At 67.8% G+C, this 14845-nt stretch carries 11 protein-coding genes; 9 read left to right on the forward strand and 2 right to left on the reverse strand.

Going from position 1 to position 14845, the window contains the following annotated elements:
* Positions 1-8: 8 nt before the first annotated feature.
* From ACZ5BM_RS09095 to ACZ5BM_RS09135, 9 genes are all read left to right on the forward strand, one after another.
* The gene (locus ACZ5BM_RS09095; RefSeq protein WP_498907584.1) at positions 9-1421 is read left to right on the forward strand and encodes a chemotaxis protein CheW; all 1413 of its coding nucleotides are present in this window, start codon (positions 9-11) and stop codon (positions 1419-1421) included.
* Positions 1418-2506: a chemotaxis protein CheB gene (gene cheB / locus ACZ5BM_RS09100; RefSeq protein WP_498907585.1), complete on the forward strand. Its 1089-nt coding sequence runs from the start codon at positions 1418-1420 to the stop codon at positions 2504-2506. The genes ACZ5BM_RS09095 and cheB overlap by 4 nt, the downstream gene beginning before the upstream one ends.
* Positions 2503-3348: a CheR family methyltransferase gene (locus tag ACZ5BM_RS09105; protein ID WP_498907586.1), complete on the forward strand. Its 846-nt coding sequence runs from the start codon at positions 2503-2505 to the stop codon at positions 3346-3348. The genes cheB and ACZ5BM_RS09105 overlap by 4 nt, the downstream gene beginning before the upstream one ends.
* Positions 3345-5318 (forward strand): chemotaxis protein CheA, encoded by a 1974-nt coding sequence (locus tag ACZ5BM_RS09110; protein ID WP_498907587.1) that lies wholly within the window; start codon positions 3345-3347, stop codon positions 5316-5318. The genes ACZ5BM_RS09105 and ACZ5BM_RS09110 overlap by 4 nt, the downstream gene beginning before the upstream one ends.
* The gene (locus ACZ5BM_RS09115) at positions 5315-5596 is read left to right on the forward strand and encodes a hypothetical protein (RefSeq protein WP_498907588.1); all 282 of its coding nucleotides are present in this window, start codon (positions 5315-5317) and stop codon (positions 5594-5596) included. Before ACZ5BM_RS09110 ends, ACZ5BM_RS09115 begins: the two co-directional genes overlap by 4 nt.
* 40 nt (positions 5597-5636) lie before the next feature.
* On the forward strand, positions 5637-7811 hold the full coding sequence (locus ACZ5BM_RS09120; protein ID WP_498907589.1) for a PAS domain-containing hybrid sensor histidine kinase/response regulator family protein: 2175 nt from the start codon (positions 5637-5639) through the stop codon (positions 7809-7811).
* Positions 7812-7928: 117 nt separating this feature from the next.
* Positions 7929-8318: a response regulator transcription factor gene (locus ACZ5BM_RS09125; RefSeq protein WP_498907590.1), complete on the forward strand. Its 390-nt coding sequence runs from the start codon at positions 7929-7931 to the stop codon at positions 8316-8318.
* Positions 8315-9019, forward strand: coding sequence for a hypothetical protein (locus ACZ5BM_RS09130; protein WP_498907591.1), 705 nt, complete (start codon positions 8315-8317; stop codon positions 9017-9019). The genes ACZ5BM_RS09125 and ACZ5BM_RS09130 overlap by 4 nt, the downstream gene beginning before the upstream one ends.
* Positions 9020-9021: 2 nt before the next feature.
* Positions 9022-11817 carry a PAS domain-containing protein gene (locus ACZ5BM_RS09135; RefSeq protein ID WP_498911561.1) on the forward strand — a complete coding sequence of 932 codons (2796 nt, stop codon included), beginning with the start codon at positions 9022-9024 and terminating at the stop codon, positions 11815-11817.
* Between the two features lie 165 nt (positions 11818-11982).
* Here the strand turns inward: ACZ5BM_RS09135 and ACZ5BM_RS09140 are convergent, their stop codons facing one another.
* Together ACZ5BM_RS09140 and ACZ5BM_RS09145 are read right to left on the reverse strand one after the other, a co-directional pair.
* On the reverse strand, positions 11983-12654 hold the full coding sequence (locus ACZ5BM_RS09140) for a PKHD-type hydroxylase (RefSeq protein WP_498907592.1): 672 nt from the start codon (positions 12652-12654) through the stop codon (positions 11983-11985).
* 1 nt (position 12655) lies between these two features.
* The gene (locus ACZ5BM_RS09145) at positions 12656-14830 is read right to left on the reverse strand and encodes a TonB-dependent receptor (RefSeq protein ID WP_498907593.1); all 2175 of its coding nucleotides are present in this window, start codon (positions 14828-14830) and stop codon (positions 12656-12658) included.
* Positions 14831-14845 lie beyond the last annotated feature (15 nt).

A 14845-nucleotide genomic window follows, 5' to 3' on the forward strand; every position in this document is an offset into this window, starting at 1 on the left:
CCGCCGCGATGGCGCCGGACTCTTCCGCTGCGCCGCTTCCGCTCGCGCAGGCGGGTCTTTGCGTGTCGGCCGGGCACGACATCGTCCGGTTTCCACTCCGGTCTGTTCTGGAGATTCTGCGTCCGCTCCCGCTGACGCGTGTGCCCCACGCGCCGCCGGCCTTGCTGGGACTGGCCAATCTGCGCGGGCAGGTGCTGCCGGTGGCGTCGCTCGCCGTTCTGCTGGGCGGCGTCGCGACGACGAGAGCCGCCGCGCGCCTCGTCGTGATCGCACGCGGCGGACAGCGGATCGGGCTTCTGGTGGATGCGGTGCTTCCCGGCCGTGTGGAGGAAGCGCGCGCCGTCGACCCGGCCACGCTGTTGCCTGCCTCGTTCGCGCCGGGCGGCAGCGCGACCGAACGAGAAGCCGCCCGCTCCGAACCGAATCCTGCCGGATCGCGCGGGACCGAGTCGTTGCTGGCGGATCGCCGCGTGGCGTTGCTGCTGTTCCGGATCGGCGGCCAGGACTTCGCCCTGCCGCTCTCGGCCGTGGATGCGGTGACGACGCTCGCGGATGACGGCCCGGCCGCGCCGCAGCCGGTGCCGGATTGCGATGCGGCGATGCTGGGGGTGATCGCATGGCGGCGTTTGCCGCTGCCGGTGCTGAGCGGTGCCGTTCTGCTCGGCAGGGCGCGCCGGACGACGACCCGCCTCGTCGTGCTGCGAACCGGCGGCCATCTGTGCGGCCTCGCCGTGGAGGGCGTGAGCGGCATCCTTCATGTCGATCCCGCCGCCATCGACGCGGTCCCGCCGCTGTTGCAGCGCGGACAAGGCGCGGAAGCCCGCGTGGCGGGGCTGTGCCGTCTGGAGAACGGCACCCGGCTGGTGCAGCTTCTGGACCAGAACCGGTTGTTGCGCGACAGCGCGGTGGTTCTGCCGCGCATTGGCGTGGAAGCAGCTACGCCGGAACCGGCGGAGGCGGTCGAACGGGTTCTGCTGGTGCGGCTCGGCGGCGAACGCTACGGCCTGCCCTTGTCCTGCGTGCGCGAGGTGGTGCGGCATCCGGGCCGGCTGACCCGTTTGCCCAACGCGCCCGGTTTCGTGGACGGCGTGATCAGCCTGCGCGGCCGGGTTCTGCCGGTGATCGACCAGGCGATGCGGCTCGGCGCCGGACCGGGGCAGGACCGGGAGCGCCGCATCGTGGTGGTGATGGCGAACACGGTTCCGCTCGGGATCGCCGTGGAGGCGACCCTGTCGCTGGCCGGGTTTCCCGCCGGAACCCTGTCCCCCGCGCCCGGTTTCGGTGCGGAGGGATCGTTCGACCGCGTGGCGACGCCGGGCGGACATGGGAGCGACGCGCCGGTTCTGCTGCTCGACCCCGACGCCGTGTTGCGCGGCGTGGCGGCCGATCTTGCCGCTGCGCTGCAAGGGGCCGGTGCATGATCCGGCTGCTGGTGGTGGACGATTCCGCGTTGATGCGGCGCCTGATGGGCCAGGTGTTCGGCGGGGACGGCGCGTTCGAGCTTGCCTTCGCCCGCGACGGCGAGGAGGCGCTGGTTCAACTCCATGCCTTCCGGCCGGATGTGGTGACGCTGGATGTGCAGATGCCGCGCATGGACGGTTTGCGCTGTCTCGACCGGATCATGCTGGAACGGCCCTGTCCGGTGGTGATGGTGTCGTCCCTGACCGAGGCCGGGGCGGAGGTGACGTTGCAGGCGCTTGCCGCGGGGGCGGTGGATTTCGTGCCCAAGCCGGGGGGAGCGATCTCCTTGTCGATGGAGACCCTGGCGCCGGTGCTGCTGGACAAGGTGCGTGGTGCCGCGCGCACGCGGGTGAGCCGCGCCCGGCGTTTGACCGAACGGGTGCGTCTGCGCACGCGCAAGCCGCCGTCCGCGACGGCGCAGCGCCACGCCCCGGCCGGACCGTCGACCGTGCCGTTGCCGCCCGCGCGCGGCCCGGCGGACGGGGTGGTGCTGGTGGGCTGTTCCACCGGGGGGCCGCCCGCGCTCGACGTGCTGCTGGGCGCCCTGCCAGCGGATTTCCCCTGGCCGGTTCTGGTGGCGCAGCACATGCCCGCTTCCTTCACCGCCGCGCTGGCACGCCGTCTGAACCGGCTCTGCGCGTTGGAGGTCCTGGAAGCGCGCGAGCCGCTGCCGTTGCGCCCCGGGCTGGTGTGCATCGCGCGCGGCGATGCGGATCTGATCGTGTCGCGCCGGGACGGCGTCGAGATGGCGATGGCGGCGCCGCCCGGCGCCGGTCCCTGGCACCCCAGCGTGGACCGTCTGGTGCGCTCGGCCATGATCGAGCTCGGCCCGTCGCGTTTGACCGGCATCCTGATGACCGGCATGGGCAATGACGGCGCCGACGCGCTCTGCCTGCTGGCGGCCTCGGGTGGGCGCACCATCGCCGAAAGCGAGGAGAGCGCGGTGGTCTGGGGCATGCCGGGCGAGCTGGTCCGGGCCGGCGGTGCGCAGATCGTGGCGCCGCTGGACGAGATACCGGCGCAGCTGATGGCGCTGCTGCCGTGAGCGAGCAGACGCCCTTGTCCGCGACGGAGCTGGATCAGCTTTGCGGCTTCATCTACCGCCGCACCGGCATGAGCTACGGCGAAGGCAAGCGCTATTTCATCGAGCGCCGCCTGAACGACCGCATGCGACGCACGGAGTCGCGCACCGTGTCGGCCTATCTGGCCCGTCTCGCCGCCGACGAGGCCGAGGCCGAACGTCTGGTGAACAGCATCACGGTGAACGAGACCTATTTCTATCGCGAAGAGCACCAGCTGCGCTGCCTGGGCCAATCGATCCTGCCCGAGCTGGTGCGGAGGCGCGGTCCGGGCGATCTGGTGCGGATCTGGTCCGCGCCGTGTTCCACGGGGGAAGAGTCCTATTCCATCGCCCTCTGGCTGCTGGAGAACTGGCCTCTCGTGGATGCCTACAACATCGAGATCGTCGGCTCCGACATCGACACGGCGGCGCTGGAAACTGCGCGGATCGGGCGCTACGGCACGAGGGCGCTGAATCGTCTGCCGCCGCGGGTGCTGCATGCCTATTTCGAGCCGCTCGACCGCGACACCTGGCAGATCATCGGCGACCTTCGCGAATCTGTGCGGTTCACCACCGCCAATCTGGTGGATGCCGCGTCGGTGGCGGCGCAGGGACGGTTCGACCTGATCTTCTGCCGCAACATGCTGATCTATTTCGACGACGATTCACGCGCACGCGCCGCCGATCTTCTGTTCGACGCTCTGCTGCCCGGCGGCTTCGTGTGCCTGGGACACACGGAATCGATGAGCCGGATCTCGACGCGCTTCACCCAGCGGCGCTTTGCCGAGGCCGTGGTCGCGCAACGTCCGCCGGAGAACGGGCGATGACGGACGAGCTGCTGCCGCAATTCCTGTTCGAAGGGCGGGAGCTGATCCAGGACGCTGCGGATGCGCTGCTGATCCTGGAACGGACGCCGCCGGGTATGGCGTTGGACCGGGAGGTTCTGGATCGCGCCTTTCGCGCCGTGCACACGCTGAAAGGGTCGACCGGGCTGTTCGATCTCAGGCCGATGGGCGAGCTGCTGCATGCTTCCGAGGACGCTCTCGGCCTGCTGCGCGACGATCCCGGGCAGCGCATCCTGCCGTTCGATGCCCTGCTGAACAGTCTCAGCGCGTGCGAAAGCTGGTTCGATGCGATCGAGCGCGGCGGCGCCTTGCCGCCCGATGCGGCCGGTCTGGCGGCGTCGCTGATTCGCGCTCTGCCCGGACGCCATGCTCCGCCGGCCGACATCGTGCCGGTGCGGAACGAGGCGGACAGCGCAACGCCGGACTGGATGGCCGCCCTGCTGGCGAACGAGGCCGAGACCGTGCGGCGCGAACATCGCGACGGACGCGTCCTGCACGCGGTGCGGTATCGCCCGGTGCCGGACTGCTTCTTTCTCGGCGACGACCCGATGGCGCTGTTGTCGGCGGTGCCGGAGCCGGTTGCGCTACGGCTGGAGGCGGTGCCGGATGCGGAAGGGGTTCTGTCGGATCCGTTCCGCTGCGTTCTGATGGCGACCCTGCTCAGCACGGCGTCCGCCGAGGCGCTGCGCCATGCCTTCCGCACAGTGCCGGACCAGATCGAGATCGTTCCCGTGCCGGCGGAGGCCGCCCTGGCGGAAGCGGACGGAGGCGGTGCACGCCTGGTGCGGGTGGATGCCGCGCGTCTCGACGGGGTGGTGGATCTGGCCGGGGAGCTGCTGGTGGCGCGCAACCGTCTGGGTGCGCTGCTGGGCGAACGGGCGGCCGAGGGCGGCGACCGGGATCTGCATGCGCTGGCGACGGCGTTCGCCGAGATCGACCGCGTCGCCCGTGCCCTGCACCGGGAAGCCGCCGGGTTGCGTCTGGCGCCGCTGGAGCCGTTGTTCCGCCGTTTGCCGCGTCTGGTGCGCGACATCGCCGCTGCCGAAAACAAGACCGTCGCATTGACGGTGCAGGGCGGCGGGGTGGAGCTGGATCGCACCCTGGTGGAGCGGTTGTTCGAACCGCTGGTGCATATGCTCCGCAACGCGGTCGGCCACGGTATCGAATCGGCGGACATGCGGCGGGCGGCCGGCAAGCCGGAGTGCGGGCGGATCGTGCTGCGGGCGGAAGCCGCCGGCGAAACCGTGACGGTCGCGGTGGAGGATGACGGGGCCGGGATCGATCCGGAACGCATCCGGGCGATCGCCGCCGAACGCGGCCTGCTCGATCCGGCGAGGCTGGCGGCGCTGGATTCCGCAGGCTGTCTCGACCTGTTGTTTCTGCCCGGATTTTCCACCGCGTCCGCCGTGACCGAACTGTCCGGTCGCGGCGTCGGCATGGATGCGGTGCGCGGCGCGGTGGAAGAGGCGGGGGGGCGCGTGTCGCTGAGCAGCCGGCCGGGCGAAGGGACCGCCGTGCGGATCAGCCTGCCGCGCGCCCTGTCGATCACCACGGCGCTGTTGTGCGAGACCGGAGGCGAACGTGTCGCGGTTCCGGCCGGCAGCGTGCGCGAGATCGTGCGACCCCGGCCGGAGATGCTGGTCGCGGTCGGCTCGGCCAGCGCCTTCACCCTGCGCGACCAGGTGGTGCCGCTGCTCCCGCTCGCGCCGCTGCTGGGTCTGTCCGAAACCGGATCGGCCGATGGGCCGGTTCTGGTGCTCCGCGACCGGGACCGCCCGGTCGGATTGCGCGTGGACCGCGTTTCGGCGCGGGCCGATCTGTTGGTGCGCGCGCTGGACGGGGTGCTGTCCGGCATTCCCGGAGTCGCGGGAACGGCAACCGGCCCGGATGGGCGCGTTCTGATGGTGCTGGACCCGGCGCAACTCTTGTCGCGACAGGAGCCGGCCGCATGAGCGTTCGCGTGTCGAATGGCGTGGCGACGCTGTCGGCTCCGTCCCTGGTGGAGGATGCCGAGCCGCTTTGGCGCTTCCTGTGCGCGGAGCGGGCAGCCGGGCGCCGGGCGACCGTCGATCTGGACGGAGCCGGGTTGCCGCACGGCGCGGTGATGCAGCTTCTGTTGTTGTTTCGACCCCGCATTCTGGGCGGCGGCGGGCACCCCTTCGTCGCGCGGTGGCTCTTGCCGACGTTGCAGGACGACAACGGCAACACATCGAAAGATTCTCCCGCATAAAGAGCATTGTTTCCCCGATATCGTTGCAGTATCGAACGTTATGGTGCGGTTCCCGGGCCCGAACGCTTCCCCTTCCTCTGCGCTCGGCGACCTGATCGCGGAAGCGGTCGCGGCAGGGCGTTTCCGCACGCAAGCCGATGCGGTTCACGCCCTGGAACAGGTGCTGCGCGGGCCGCCCGCCCCGTCGTCCAGCGAGCATCGTTTCCGCGCCCTTCTGGACGGTGCCGAGGATCGCGCCTTCATCGTGTTCGACACCGCCCGGCGGATCGTCGAATGGAGCCCGGGTGCGACCGCCTTGTTCGGCCGGCGCGAGAGCGAGATGCTTGGTGCCGGCACCGAAGCGTTGTTCACGCCCGAAGACCGCGCGGGCGGCGTGCCGGAGCGCGAGTTCGAGCAAGCGCTGCGCGACGGGCGCGCCCGGCATCAACGCTGGCATCCGCGGCGCGACGGAAGCGGTTTCTGGGGCAGCAGCCTTCTGGTGCCGATCCGTGATTCGGCAGATGTCGCGACCGGTTTCCTGAAGGTTCTCGCCGATCGAACCGAGACGCGCCGCACCGGCGTTGCGCTGGAGCAGAGCGAGAACCGCCTGCGGGCCGTGTTCAACACGGTGGCGATCGGCATCGTCGTCGCGGAAGCGCCGTCCGGACGACTGGTGCTGGCGAATTCCGCCTGCGACCGCTTGTTCGGCCCGGACTGGCCGCGCTCCGCCCGGATCGCGGACTATGCCGACTGGGATTTCCGCTTCGCCGACAACAGCCGGGTTCCTCCCGGCGCCCATCCTCTGGCCCGTTCCCTGGCGGGCGAGGAACGGCCGGTCCTGGAAGCGCTCCGTCCGGGCGAAGACGGCGCCCGGCATTGGGTGCGCGTCACCGGCGGCGCCATTCGCGACGATCGGGGCGCCATCACCGGCGCCGTGGCGATGATCGAGGATATCGACGCCGCCCGGCGCACGGAGGAAACGCTTCTGGGCACCAACGCCCGCCTGGTGGGTGAGGCCGTTTCCGCCGCCTCGGACCTGCGCAACAGCCGGCTGGCGTTCACGGGCGCGGAGGAGCGGCGCGCCCTGGCCGAGGAACAGGTGCGCCAGCTCCAGAAGATGGACGCGCTGGGCCAGCTCACCGGCGGTATCGCGCATGATTTCAACAACATGCTGGCGGTGGTGATCGGTGCGCTGGAGCTGGTGCAGCGCCGTCTGCGCAAGAACGATCCCGATATCGGCCGGTTCGTGGACGCCGCCATGGACGGCGCCCAGCGCGCCGGCAGCCTGACGCAGCGGCTGATGGCGTTTTCCCGCCATCAGCCGCTGGCGCTCGCATCGCTCGACCTGAACGCGATGGTGCAGGGCATGGACGACCTGCTGCGTCGTACGATCGGCGAGGCGATCGTGCTGGAGCTGCGTTTGTTCCAGGACCTGTGGCGCGTCCATGCCGATCCGAGCCAGCTCGAGAACGCTTTGCTGAACCTGGCGGTGAATGCGCGCGACGCCATGAACGGCGCCGGGCATCTCGTGGTGGAAACCGGCAACGTTTCCATAACCGACGCGAAGAACGCGGAAGCGATCGCGCCGGGGCATTACGTGTTGTTGCAGGTGATGGATACCGGCTGCGGCATGTCGCCGGAACTGGCCGCGCGCGTGCTCGACCCGTTCTTCACCACCAAGCGCGCCGGGGCGGGCACCGGGTTGGGGCTGAACCAGGTCCTGGGCGCGGTGACGCATTCCGCCGGCCAACTGCGGATCCGGTCCGAACCCGGGCGCGGCACCTGCGTCCGGTTGTTTCTGCCGCGTCTCGACGAGACCACGACGGCGCCCGCCCCGATCCCCGTCCGCGAGGCGGTGTCCCCCGGCCGGGCGGACGAAATGGTGCTGGTGGTGGAAGACGACCGCCGCGTGCGGGAACTCGCAGCCCTGGGTCTGCGCGAACTGGGATACGGCGTTCTGGAAGCGGGAACCGCGGCCGAGGCGATGCGCTTGCTGGACGACCATGAACAGGTGGCCCTCTTGTTCACCGATATCGTCATGCCCGGCATGGACGGGCGCGCGCTGGCGATCGAGGCCAGGCGGCGCCGCCCCGGTCTGAAGGTGGTGTTCACCAGCGGGGATGCGCGCAACACCGGTGGCCAGGAGGCGTTGCTGGTGGATGGCGCCGCTCTTCTGCCCAAGCCCTATGGCATCGCGCTTCTGTCCGCCACCGTACGTGCGGCTTTCGACCGCTGATGCGTTGCCGCGTGCGTCGTCTCGTCCTGGCCGCTGGCGGCGCCACCGTGGCGTGCGCACGGGCGGGATGCTTTACTGATCGGCTTCCTTGTCCGGGCCGCGCTGGAGTTCCGTTCGATGCCGACCACCGTTCTGATCGTCGATGACAGCAAACTCGCCCGCATCGTCGCATGGAAAACGGTGAACGCGCTGCAACCGGACTGGCAACGTCTGGAAGCCGGCAATGCCGACGAGGCGCTGTCGCTCGTGGCCGCCGGCGGGGTGGATGTGGTGCTGGTGGATTTCAACATGCCGGGCAAGGACGGGCTGGTTCTGGCCGCAGAGCTTCGGGCGGACTATCCTTCCATGCCGATCGCGGTGATCACGGCCAACATCCAGGACGAGATCGTGGCCCGCGCCCGCGCCGCCAACGCCGCGTTCGTCGCCAAACCCGTGACGGAAGAGGCGCTGCGTCCGTTCCTGTCCGGCGCGGCTCTGCGACTGCGCGCCGCCAGCCAGACCACATGATCACCGACACCGAGCATCACGCCGGCAACGCCCAGGGGGCTGGGTCGGACGCCACGGGCGGGATCGCGCCGATCCTGGACGAGCTGGAACGCGATGCCCTGACCGAACTTGTGAATATCGGCGTCAGCCGCGCCGCCGCCGCGCTGCGCAAGATGGTCGGGCGCGAGGTCATCCTGTCGATCCCGGCAGTGGAGGCGATGAGCCGCGCCATGGCCTCCTCGCTGATCTCCGAACGGGAAACCGAAGGGCTGATCGCGGTCCATCAGAATTTCGAGGGCGCGTTCTCCGGCGGCGCGATGCTGATCTTTCCCCGTTCCTCCTCCATCCATCTGGTGCGTGCGGTCGCCGGAGATACGCTGAACGAAGCCGAGCTGGCCGAGATGGAGCGCGAGGCGCTGGCGGAAACCGGCAACATCATTCTGAACGGCTGTCTCGCTTCCATGGCGAACATGCTGCGCCAGTCGCTGAACATGTCGCTGCCCGAAGTGTCCGAAGGTTCCGGACAGGATCTGTTCGATCTCTCCGGCGAGGCAGGCGCCGATGGGCTGGTCCTCTTTCTCTACATCAACTTCACCGTTCAAGACCGCAACATCCGCGGCTACATCGCCATGCTGATGGACCTTCCGTCGCTCACGGTGCTGAAGCGCCTGATCGGCACGTTCATCGACAGCGTCATGGACGACGGAACGGCGGCGCCTTGATCATGTCCGCTTTCGCCGCCAGCCATTCCAGCCAGCACCCCGCCTTCAACGCCGAGAACCATGGCAGCGAAGACGTCAGGCTGGCGCTGCAACGGTTGAACAACGCTGCCTGCAACGCCGTTCTGCGTTCGGGCATGGCGGTGATGGTGACGGACCCGCATCTGGCCGACAATCCGATCGTGTTCGTGAACGATGCCTGTCTGCGTCTCACGGGTTACGCAGCGGAACAGCTGTTGGGCCGCAATTGCCGTCTGCTGCAGGGTCCTCGCACCGATCCCGACAGCCGCCGTCGGCTCGCCGCCGCGGTCCGGTCCGGGATCAGCGCCGATGCCGAGATCCTGAACTATCGTTCCGACGGCACGCCTTTTCTGAATCGCCTCTGCATCACGCCCCTGGCCGGAGCGGACGGTTCCGTGGTGTTCTTCATGGCCACAGTCGCGGAGATCGTCTCCGAATCCGTTGCATCGGCCACGCCCGTGCAGATCGCACCGGCCGCCGATGCGACCAGCGAGCGGTTGCAGGCGGCGCTGGCCGGCTCCGGGCTGGCGGCGGCGTTCGAATGGGAGATTGCCGCCGAGCGGATCGTCGGCGACGCGCGCTTCGCCGCCCTCTACGGCATCGATCCGGCCGAGGCACTGTCTGGAATTTCGCCGGCACGATTCGTGTCGCAGATCCATCCTTCCGATCGCACGCGCATGCGTCTCGCCATCGGCGGCATGCTGCGCGGGGCCGAGCTCCTGTCGCGCGAGTTCCGGCTGACGCTGCCGAACGGCAAGGTGCGCTGGATGCATGCGAGAGCGCGTTGCCTGTACGATGCGGACGACCGTCCGGTATCGTTCAGCGGCGCTCTGGTCGACATCGCCGAACAGAAACGCGTGCAGGAACAACTCCGCGTTGCGCAGACCGCAGGCGGGATCGGCACGTTCGAATACACGGACGGTTTCGCCACCGTCTCCGTGTCGCAGCAATTCTGCCAGCTTCTCGGGCTGCATCCGAGCGCGGAGTTGCCGGTACGCACCGTCAACAACGTCGTGCTGCCGGGAGATCCACCTTTGCTGGACCCAAACGGCGCGCGCGCCGGCGGCACCATGGGCGCTGAGATCGAAACGCGCATACGCCGCCCGAGCGATGGCGAGATCCGCTGGCTCGCGCGCCGTGGCGAACAGGTGGACGGGCGTCCGGACGACGAGACCAACCAGCCGGACCGGTTCTGCGGCGTCATCTACGACATCACCACCGCCAAGCTGGTCGAGAAACAACTGCGATTCCTGAACGAGACTCTGGAACTTCGCGTCGCAGAGAGTACGCGCGAGCGCGACGTGGTGTGGCGCACCAGCCAGGATCTGTTCGTTCTGTGCGACCTGTCCGGCACGATCCGGAGCGTCAATCCGGCCTGGACCGCCTCGCTGGGTTTCCGGATCGAGGACATCGTCGGCACGCCGTTCGAGGCGCTGGTGCATCCGGACGATCTGCCGCTTGCCCGTGCCCAGTTCGCCGCCTGTCTAAACGAGCATCGTCATCCGATCGATCTGCGGCTCCGCGCCGCCGATGGCGGATGGCGTCGCTATTCCTGGCAATACAGCCGCGACAACGACGCGTTCTATGCCGCCGGGCGCGACGTGACCGAACGGTTCCAGCTCGAGGAACAGTTGCGGCAAAGCCAGAAGATGGAGGCGGTCGGCCAGCTGACCGGCGGCATCGCGCATGATTTCAACAATCTGCTGACCGGCATCGCCGGCAGTCTGGAACTGCTCGGCACGCGTGTGGCGCAGGGGCGTTTCAAGGATGTGGAACGCTACATCAACGCGGCCCAGGGCGCCGCCCGGCGGGCAGCTTCTCTGACGCATCGTCTTCTGGCCTTTTCCCGCCGGCAGACGCTGGATCCGAAACCGACGGACATCAATGCGCTGCTGCAAGGTCTGGAAGAGCTGGTCAGGCGCACGGTGGGGCCGCAGGTGGCGGTGCACACCGTGCTCGCCGCCGATCCATGGACGACCATGGTCGATCCGAACCAGCTCGAGAACGCGGTCCTGAATCTCTGCATCAACGCCCGCGACGCGATGCCCGACGGCGGCAGCATCACGGTGGAAACCGCGAACGTGGCGCTGGACGATTCCGCTGCACGCGAGCACGACATCCCGCCCGGCCACTACGTGTCGTTGAGCGTGAGCGATACCGGTACCGGCATGACGCCGGACGTGATGGCGCGCGCATTCGACCCGTTCTTCACCACCAAGCCGATCGGCGAAGGCACCGGTCTCGGTTTGAGCATGATCTACGGTTTCATGCGCCAATCCGGCGGCCAGGTTCGCATACAGTCCGAGCCGGGACGCGGCACGGTCATGCGTCTGTATCTGCCGCGTCACCAGGGAGACGATGGTGTGGACGATGGCACGGTTCCCGACACGGAAGGCGATCTGCGCGCGACGACCGGCCAGACCGTGCTGATCGTCGACGACGAACCCACCGTGCGGATGTTGGTCACGGAAGTTCTGGAAGACCTGGGCTATGTCGCGATCGAAGCCGCGGATGGTTCTGCCGGACTGCAGGTTCTGCAATCGGATGCGCGGGTCGATCTTCTGGTGACGGATGTCGGACTGCCGGGCGGATTGAATGGGCGGCAGGTGGCCGATGCCGGGCGCGTGGCGCGCCCGGAGCTGAAGGTTCTGTTCATCACCGGCTACGCAGAGACCGCCGTGGTCGGAAACGGCCAGCTCGAAGCCGGCATGCATGTGCTGACCAAGCCGTTCGCGATGGAAACACTGGCGGGGCGGATCAAGACCTTGATGGATTCCTGACGGAATGGTCTTCTTTTTCTGGAGAAAAAGAAGCAAAAAGACTTTGTCCGTTAGGTTCTAGAAATCCGCCATACCGAGGCCCAAACGGACAGAAGTTCTTTGGTTCTTTCTTCCAAGAAAGAACATCCTTCTCCTCTTCCCTGAAGGATCTTAAAGGATACCTCTTCAGGGATCGGCCCAGCGTCTGACGAGATTGTGGTAGATGCCGGTCAGCGCCGTCACACGCGCATCATCCGGTGTGTCGGCAGCCAAAGCCTGGATCTGCTGATCCAGTTCGAACAGAAGCCGCCGCTCGCCCTCGTCGCGCACCAGACTCTGCATCCAGGTGATGGCGCAAACCCGCTCGCCGCGCTCCACCGGCGTGACGCGATGCAGCGAGGAAGACGGGTAGAGAACCATCTCTCCAGGCCGGAGCCTGATCTCCCGCGTGCCGAACGTGTCCTCGATCACCAGGGCGCCGCCGTCGTACTCGTCGAGCGGCGACAGGAACAGCGTGGCGCTGAGATCGGTGCGAATGGTGCCGCGCGAACCGTAACGGATCGCATTGTCGACATGGGTACCGAAGCGGTCGCCGGGACGATAGCGCGCGAAGACGGGCGGAAACACGCGCTTGGGCAATGCCGCCGATACGAACACCGGCACCGTGCCGAGTCTGCGCAGAAGCGTCTCTCCTTCGGCACGCGCTACCGGATCATCTTCCGAAAGTTGCAGGTTCTGCTTCGTGCGAACCGATTGATGTCCAGCCGTGACGCGACCATCGACCCAGTCGCAGGGCAGAAGTCGCGTGCGGAGCGACGCGGCCTCCTCCTCCGACAGAACGCGAATAACGTTCAGCATCTCAGTAGGAAGCGGCCAGCGAGAACAGCGCCGAACGCGCCGGTCCCATCACGATATGCGACGGATGCAGCGCCGCGTAGTAGCGCGTGTCGGTCGCGTTCTGAACGTTAACCTGCGCGGTGAGCTGCCTGGTGATGTGGTACTTCGCCATCAGCTGCAGCGTGGTGTAGCCGGGCGCGCGCTCGATGATCGTCGTGCCTGCCTGTGGCAGAGACGATGCCGTGCGGCTCGAGGTGTAGTTCACGCCGGCGCCGAAGGTGAGGCGGTAGGCGGGAAAGCTGTATTCGGTCCAGAGCGCCACCGTATGCTTGGGCGCGTTCGGCGGGCTGTTGCCGATCTCCAGCCGGTTCGGCGAGGCCACCACCACCACGTCGTTGTAGCTGTATCCGCCGAACACTTCCCAGACCGGGGTGATGTGTCCGGCCGCGGTCAACTCGAAGCCGCGCGAGCGGTAGTTGCCGGCGAGAATGGTACGGGTCGCGTCGGCCGGATCGGTTTCGCGCGCGTTGTGCTTCTCGATCTGATACAACGCGCCGGTCAGCGACAGGCGGCCGATATCCCATTTGGTGCCGACCTCGTAGGTGTCGGAGCTTTCCGGTGCGACGGCGGCGGTCGCCGCCGTGAGCGAGATGTTCTCGCCGGACGGATCGAAGGAATCGCCGTAGGAGAAATACACGCTGCCGTTTTCGGACGGCTTGAACACCAGAGCGCCGCGCCAGGACGGCTTGTCGTCCGTGCGCGAGACATGCACGCGCGGCGCCACGATCTGGTTGTATTCGGTGGTGTAGTGGTCGAAGCGCCAGCCGCCGATCACGGACCAGCGTTTGCCGAAATCGATCGTGTCGTTCAGGTACGGTGCCGTGTCGTTGCTGGTGCTGCTGCTCATCGAACGCAGCGTGTAGCTGTAGGGGAACGGCGCATCCTGCATCGGGTCGAGCAGCGAAGTGGCGATGCGCGGATAGTTGTAGCGCGTGATGTCGGAGGTCTGGTGCTGCACCTCGAAGCCGAACACCAGCGCATGGCGGAACGGCCCGGTGTGGAAACGCGCTGTGCCCTCGAGCTGATTGTCGAGCAGGGTGGACGGGCCGGACAGGGCCAGCACGTTGCGCATCACGTTCAACGACGAGAGCGGAGGGTTGCCGGTGACGATGTTGGTGCCGGGCCCGTAACCTAACAGCAGCGGCTCCACCGCGCGCTGTCCGATATGGAACGAGGAGTAGCGGATCTGGTCGTGCAGTTCGACGGCTTCGGAGAAATCGTGCTCCAGTCGTGCGGTGCCGCTATCGACAATGGAGCGCAGATAGTCGCTGTCGGCATAGCCGTAGAAATTGGAGCGCGACACCGGCGCCGGGCGACCGTTCAGCCAGGGAATGCCGTAGTACTGCGTGTCGTAGGATTGTTGCCGCAGATAATCGATCCGGAGGCGCGTGCTGGTGTCGAGACCGATCGCGAAGGAGGGCGCAACGCCGTAGCGGCGCATATGCGCGTCGTCGATCCCGGCCAGACCGGCATCGTGCACCATCGCATTGAGGCGAATGGCCGAACCACCCAGCGAATGCGACGACACGTTCTCGTCGATCGTCAGGCGCTTGGTGGCGTCGGTGCCGAAGCTCAGCGTGCCGGCGGTGATCGCACCCATCTGCGCGCGCTTGGTGACCTCGTTGATCACGCCGCCAGTGGAGCCGCGGCCGAACAGGGTGGCGGAAGGGCCCTTCAGCACCTCGATCGTATCGATATCGAACGGGTCTCGATAATAGGAGCCGAAATCAAGCATGCCGTCGCGATAGAAATCGTTCTGCGCGTTGAAGCCTCGGATCGAAAGGTTGTCGCCCTGCTGGCCGCCCTCGCCGGCGGCGATGCTGATGCCGGGCACCGAGCGCAGCGCGTCGAGCAGGTTGGTGTCGTTCTGATCGCGCAGCAGCTTCTGCGGGATCTCGGCGATGCTTTGCGGCGTGTCCTTGAGCGAGGTGGTGATGCGGCTCAGATGCGGTTTGGTCTGCTGGAACTCGGCCCGCTGTCCGACCACGGTGAGCGCCTCGTTCGATTCCGCCTGTGCGCCGGCCTCCGGCGCTGCCTGGGCCCACCCTTCCTCCGGCGCCAGGAAGGCCCCGACCATCGCCGCGCCCACGGTCGCGGTCAGACCGATCGAGCATGCCCGCTTGTTTCCGTCCGCCATTGTGTTCGCCCTCGA

The organism is Lichenicola sp. GTC18331 (assembly GCF_055386855.1).

Excerpts from the sequence above, each read along its gene's own strand:
- cheB (WP_498907585.1), top strand. The coding sequence starts at position 1,418 with ATGATCCGGCTGCTGGTGGTGGACGATTCCGCGTTGATGCGGCGCCTG.
- ACZ5BM_RS09095 (WP_498907584.1), top strand. The coding sequence starts at position 9 with ATGGCGCCGGACTCTTCCGCTGCGCCGCTTCCGCTCGCGCAGGCGGGT.
- ACZ5BM_RS09125 (WP_498907590.1), top strand. The coding sequence starts at position 7,929 with ATGCCGACCACCGTTCTGATCGTCGATGACAGCAAACTCGCCCGCATC.
- ACZ5BM_RS09140 (WP_498907592.1), bottom strand. The coding sequence starts at position 12,654 with ATGCTGAACGTTATTCGCGTTCTGTCGGAGGAGGAGGCCGCGTCGCTC.
- ACZ5BM_RS09120 (WP_498907589.1), top strand. The coding sequence starts at position 5,637 with ATGGTGCGGTTCCCGGGCCCGAACGCTTCCCCTTCCTCTGCGCTCGGC.
- ACZ5BM_RS09135 (WP_498911561.1), top strand. The coding sequence starts at position 9,022 with ATGTCCGCTTTCGCCGCCAGCCATTCCAGCCAGCACCCCGCCTTCAAC.
- ACZ5BM_RS09115 (WP_498907588.1), top strand. The coding sequence starts at position 5,315 with ATGAGCGTTCGCGTGTCGAATGGCGTGGCGACGCTGTCGGCTCCGTCC.
- ACZ5BM_RS09110 (WP_498907587.1), top strand. The coding sequence starts at position 3,345 with ATGACGGACGAGCTGCTGCCGCAATTCCTGTTCGAAGGGCGGGAGCTG.
- ACZ5BM_RS09130 (WP_498907591.1), top strand. The coding sequence starts at position 8,315 with ATGATCACCGACACCGAGCATCACGCCGGCAACGCCCAGGGGGCTGGG.
- ACZ5BM_RS09145 (WP_498907593.1), bottom strand. The coding sequence starts at position 14,830 with ATGGCGGACGGAAACAAGCGGGCATGCTCGATCGGTCTGACCGCGACC.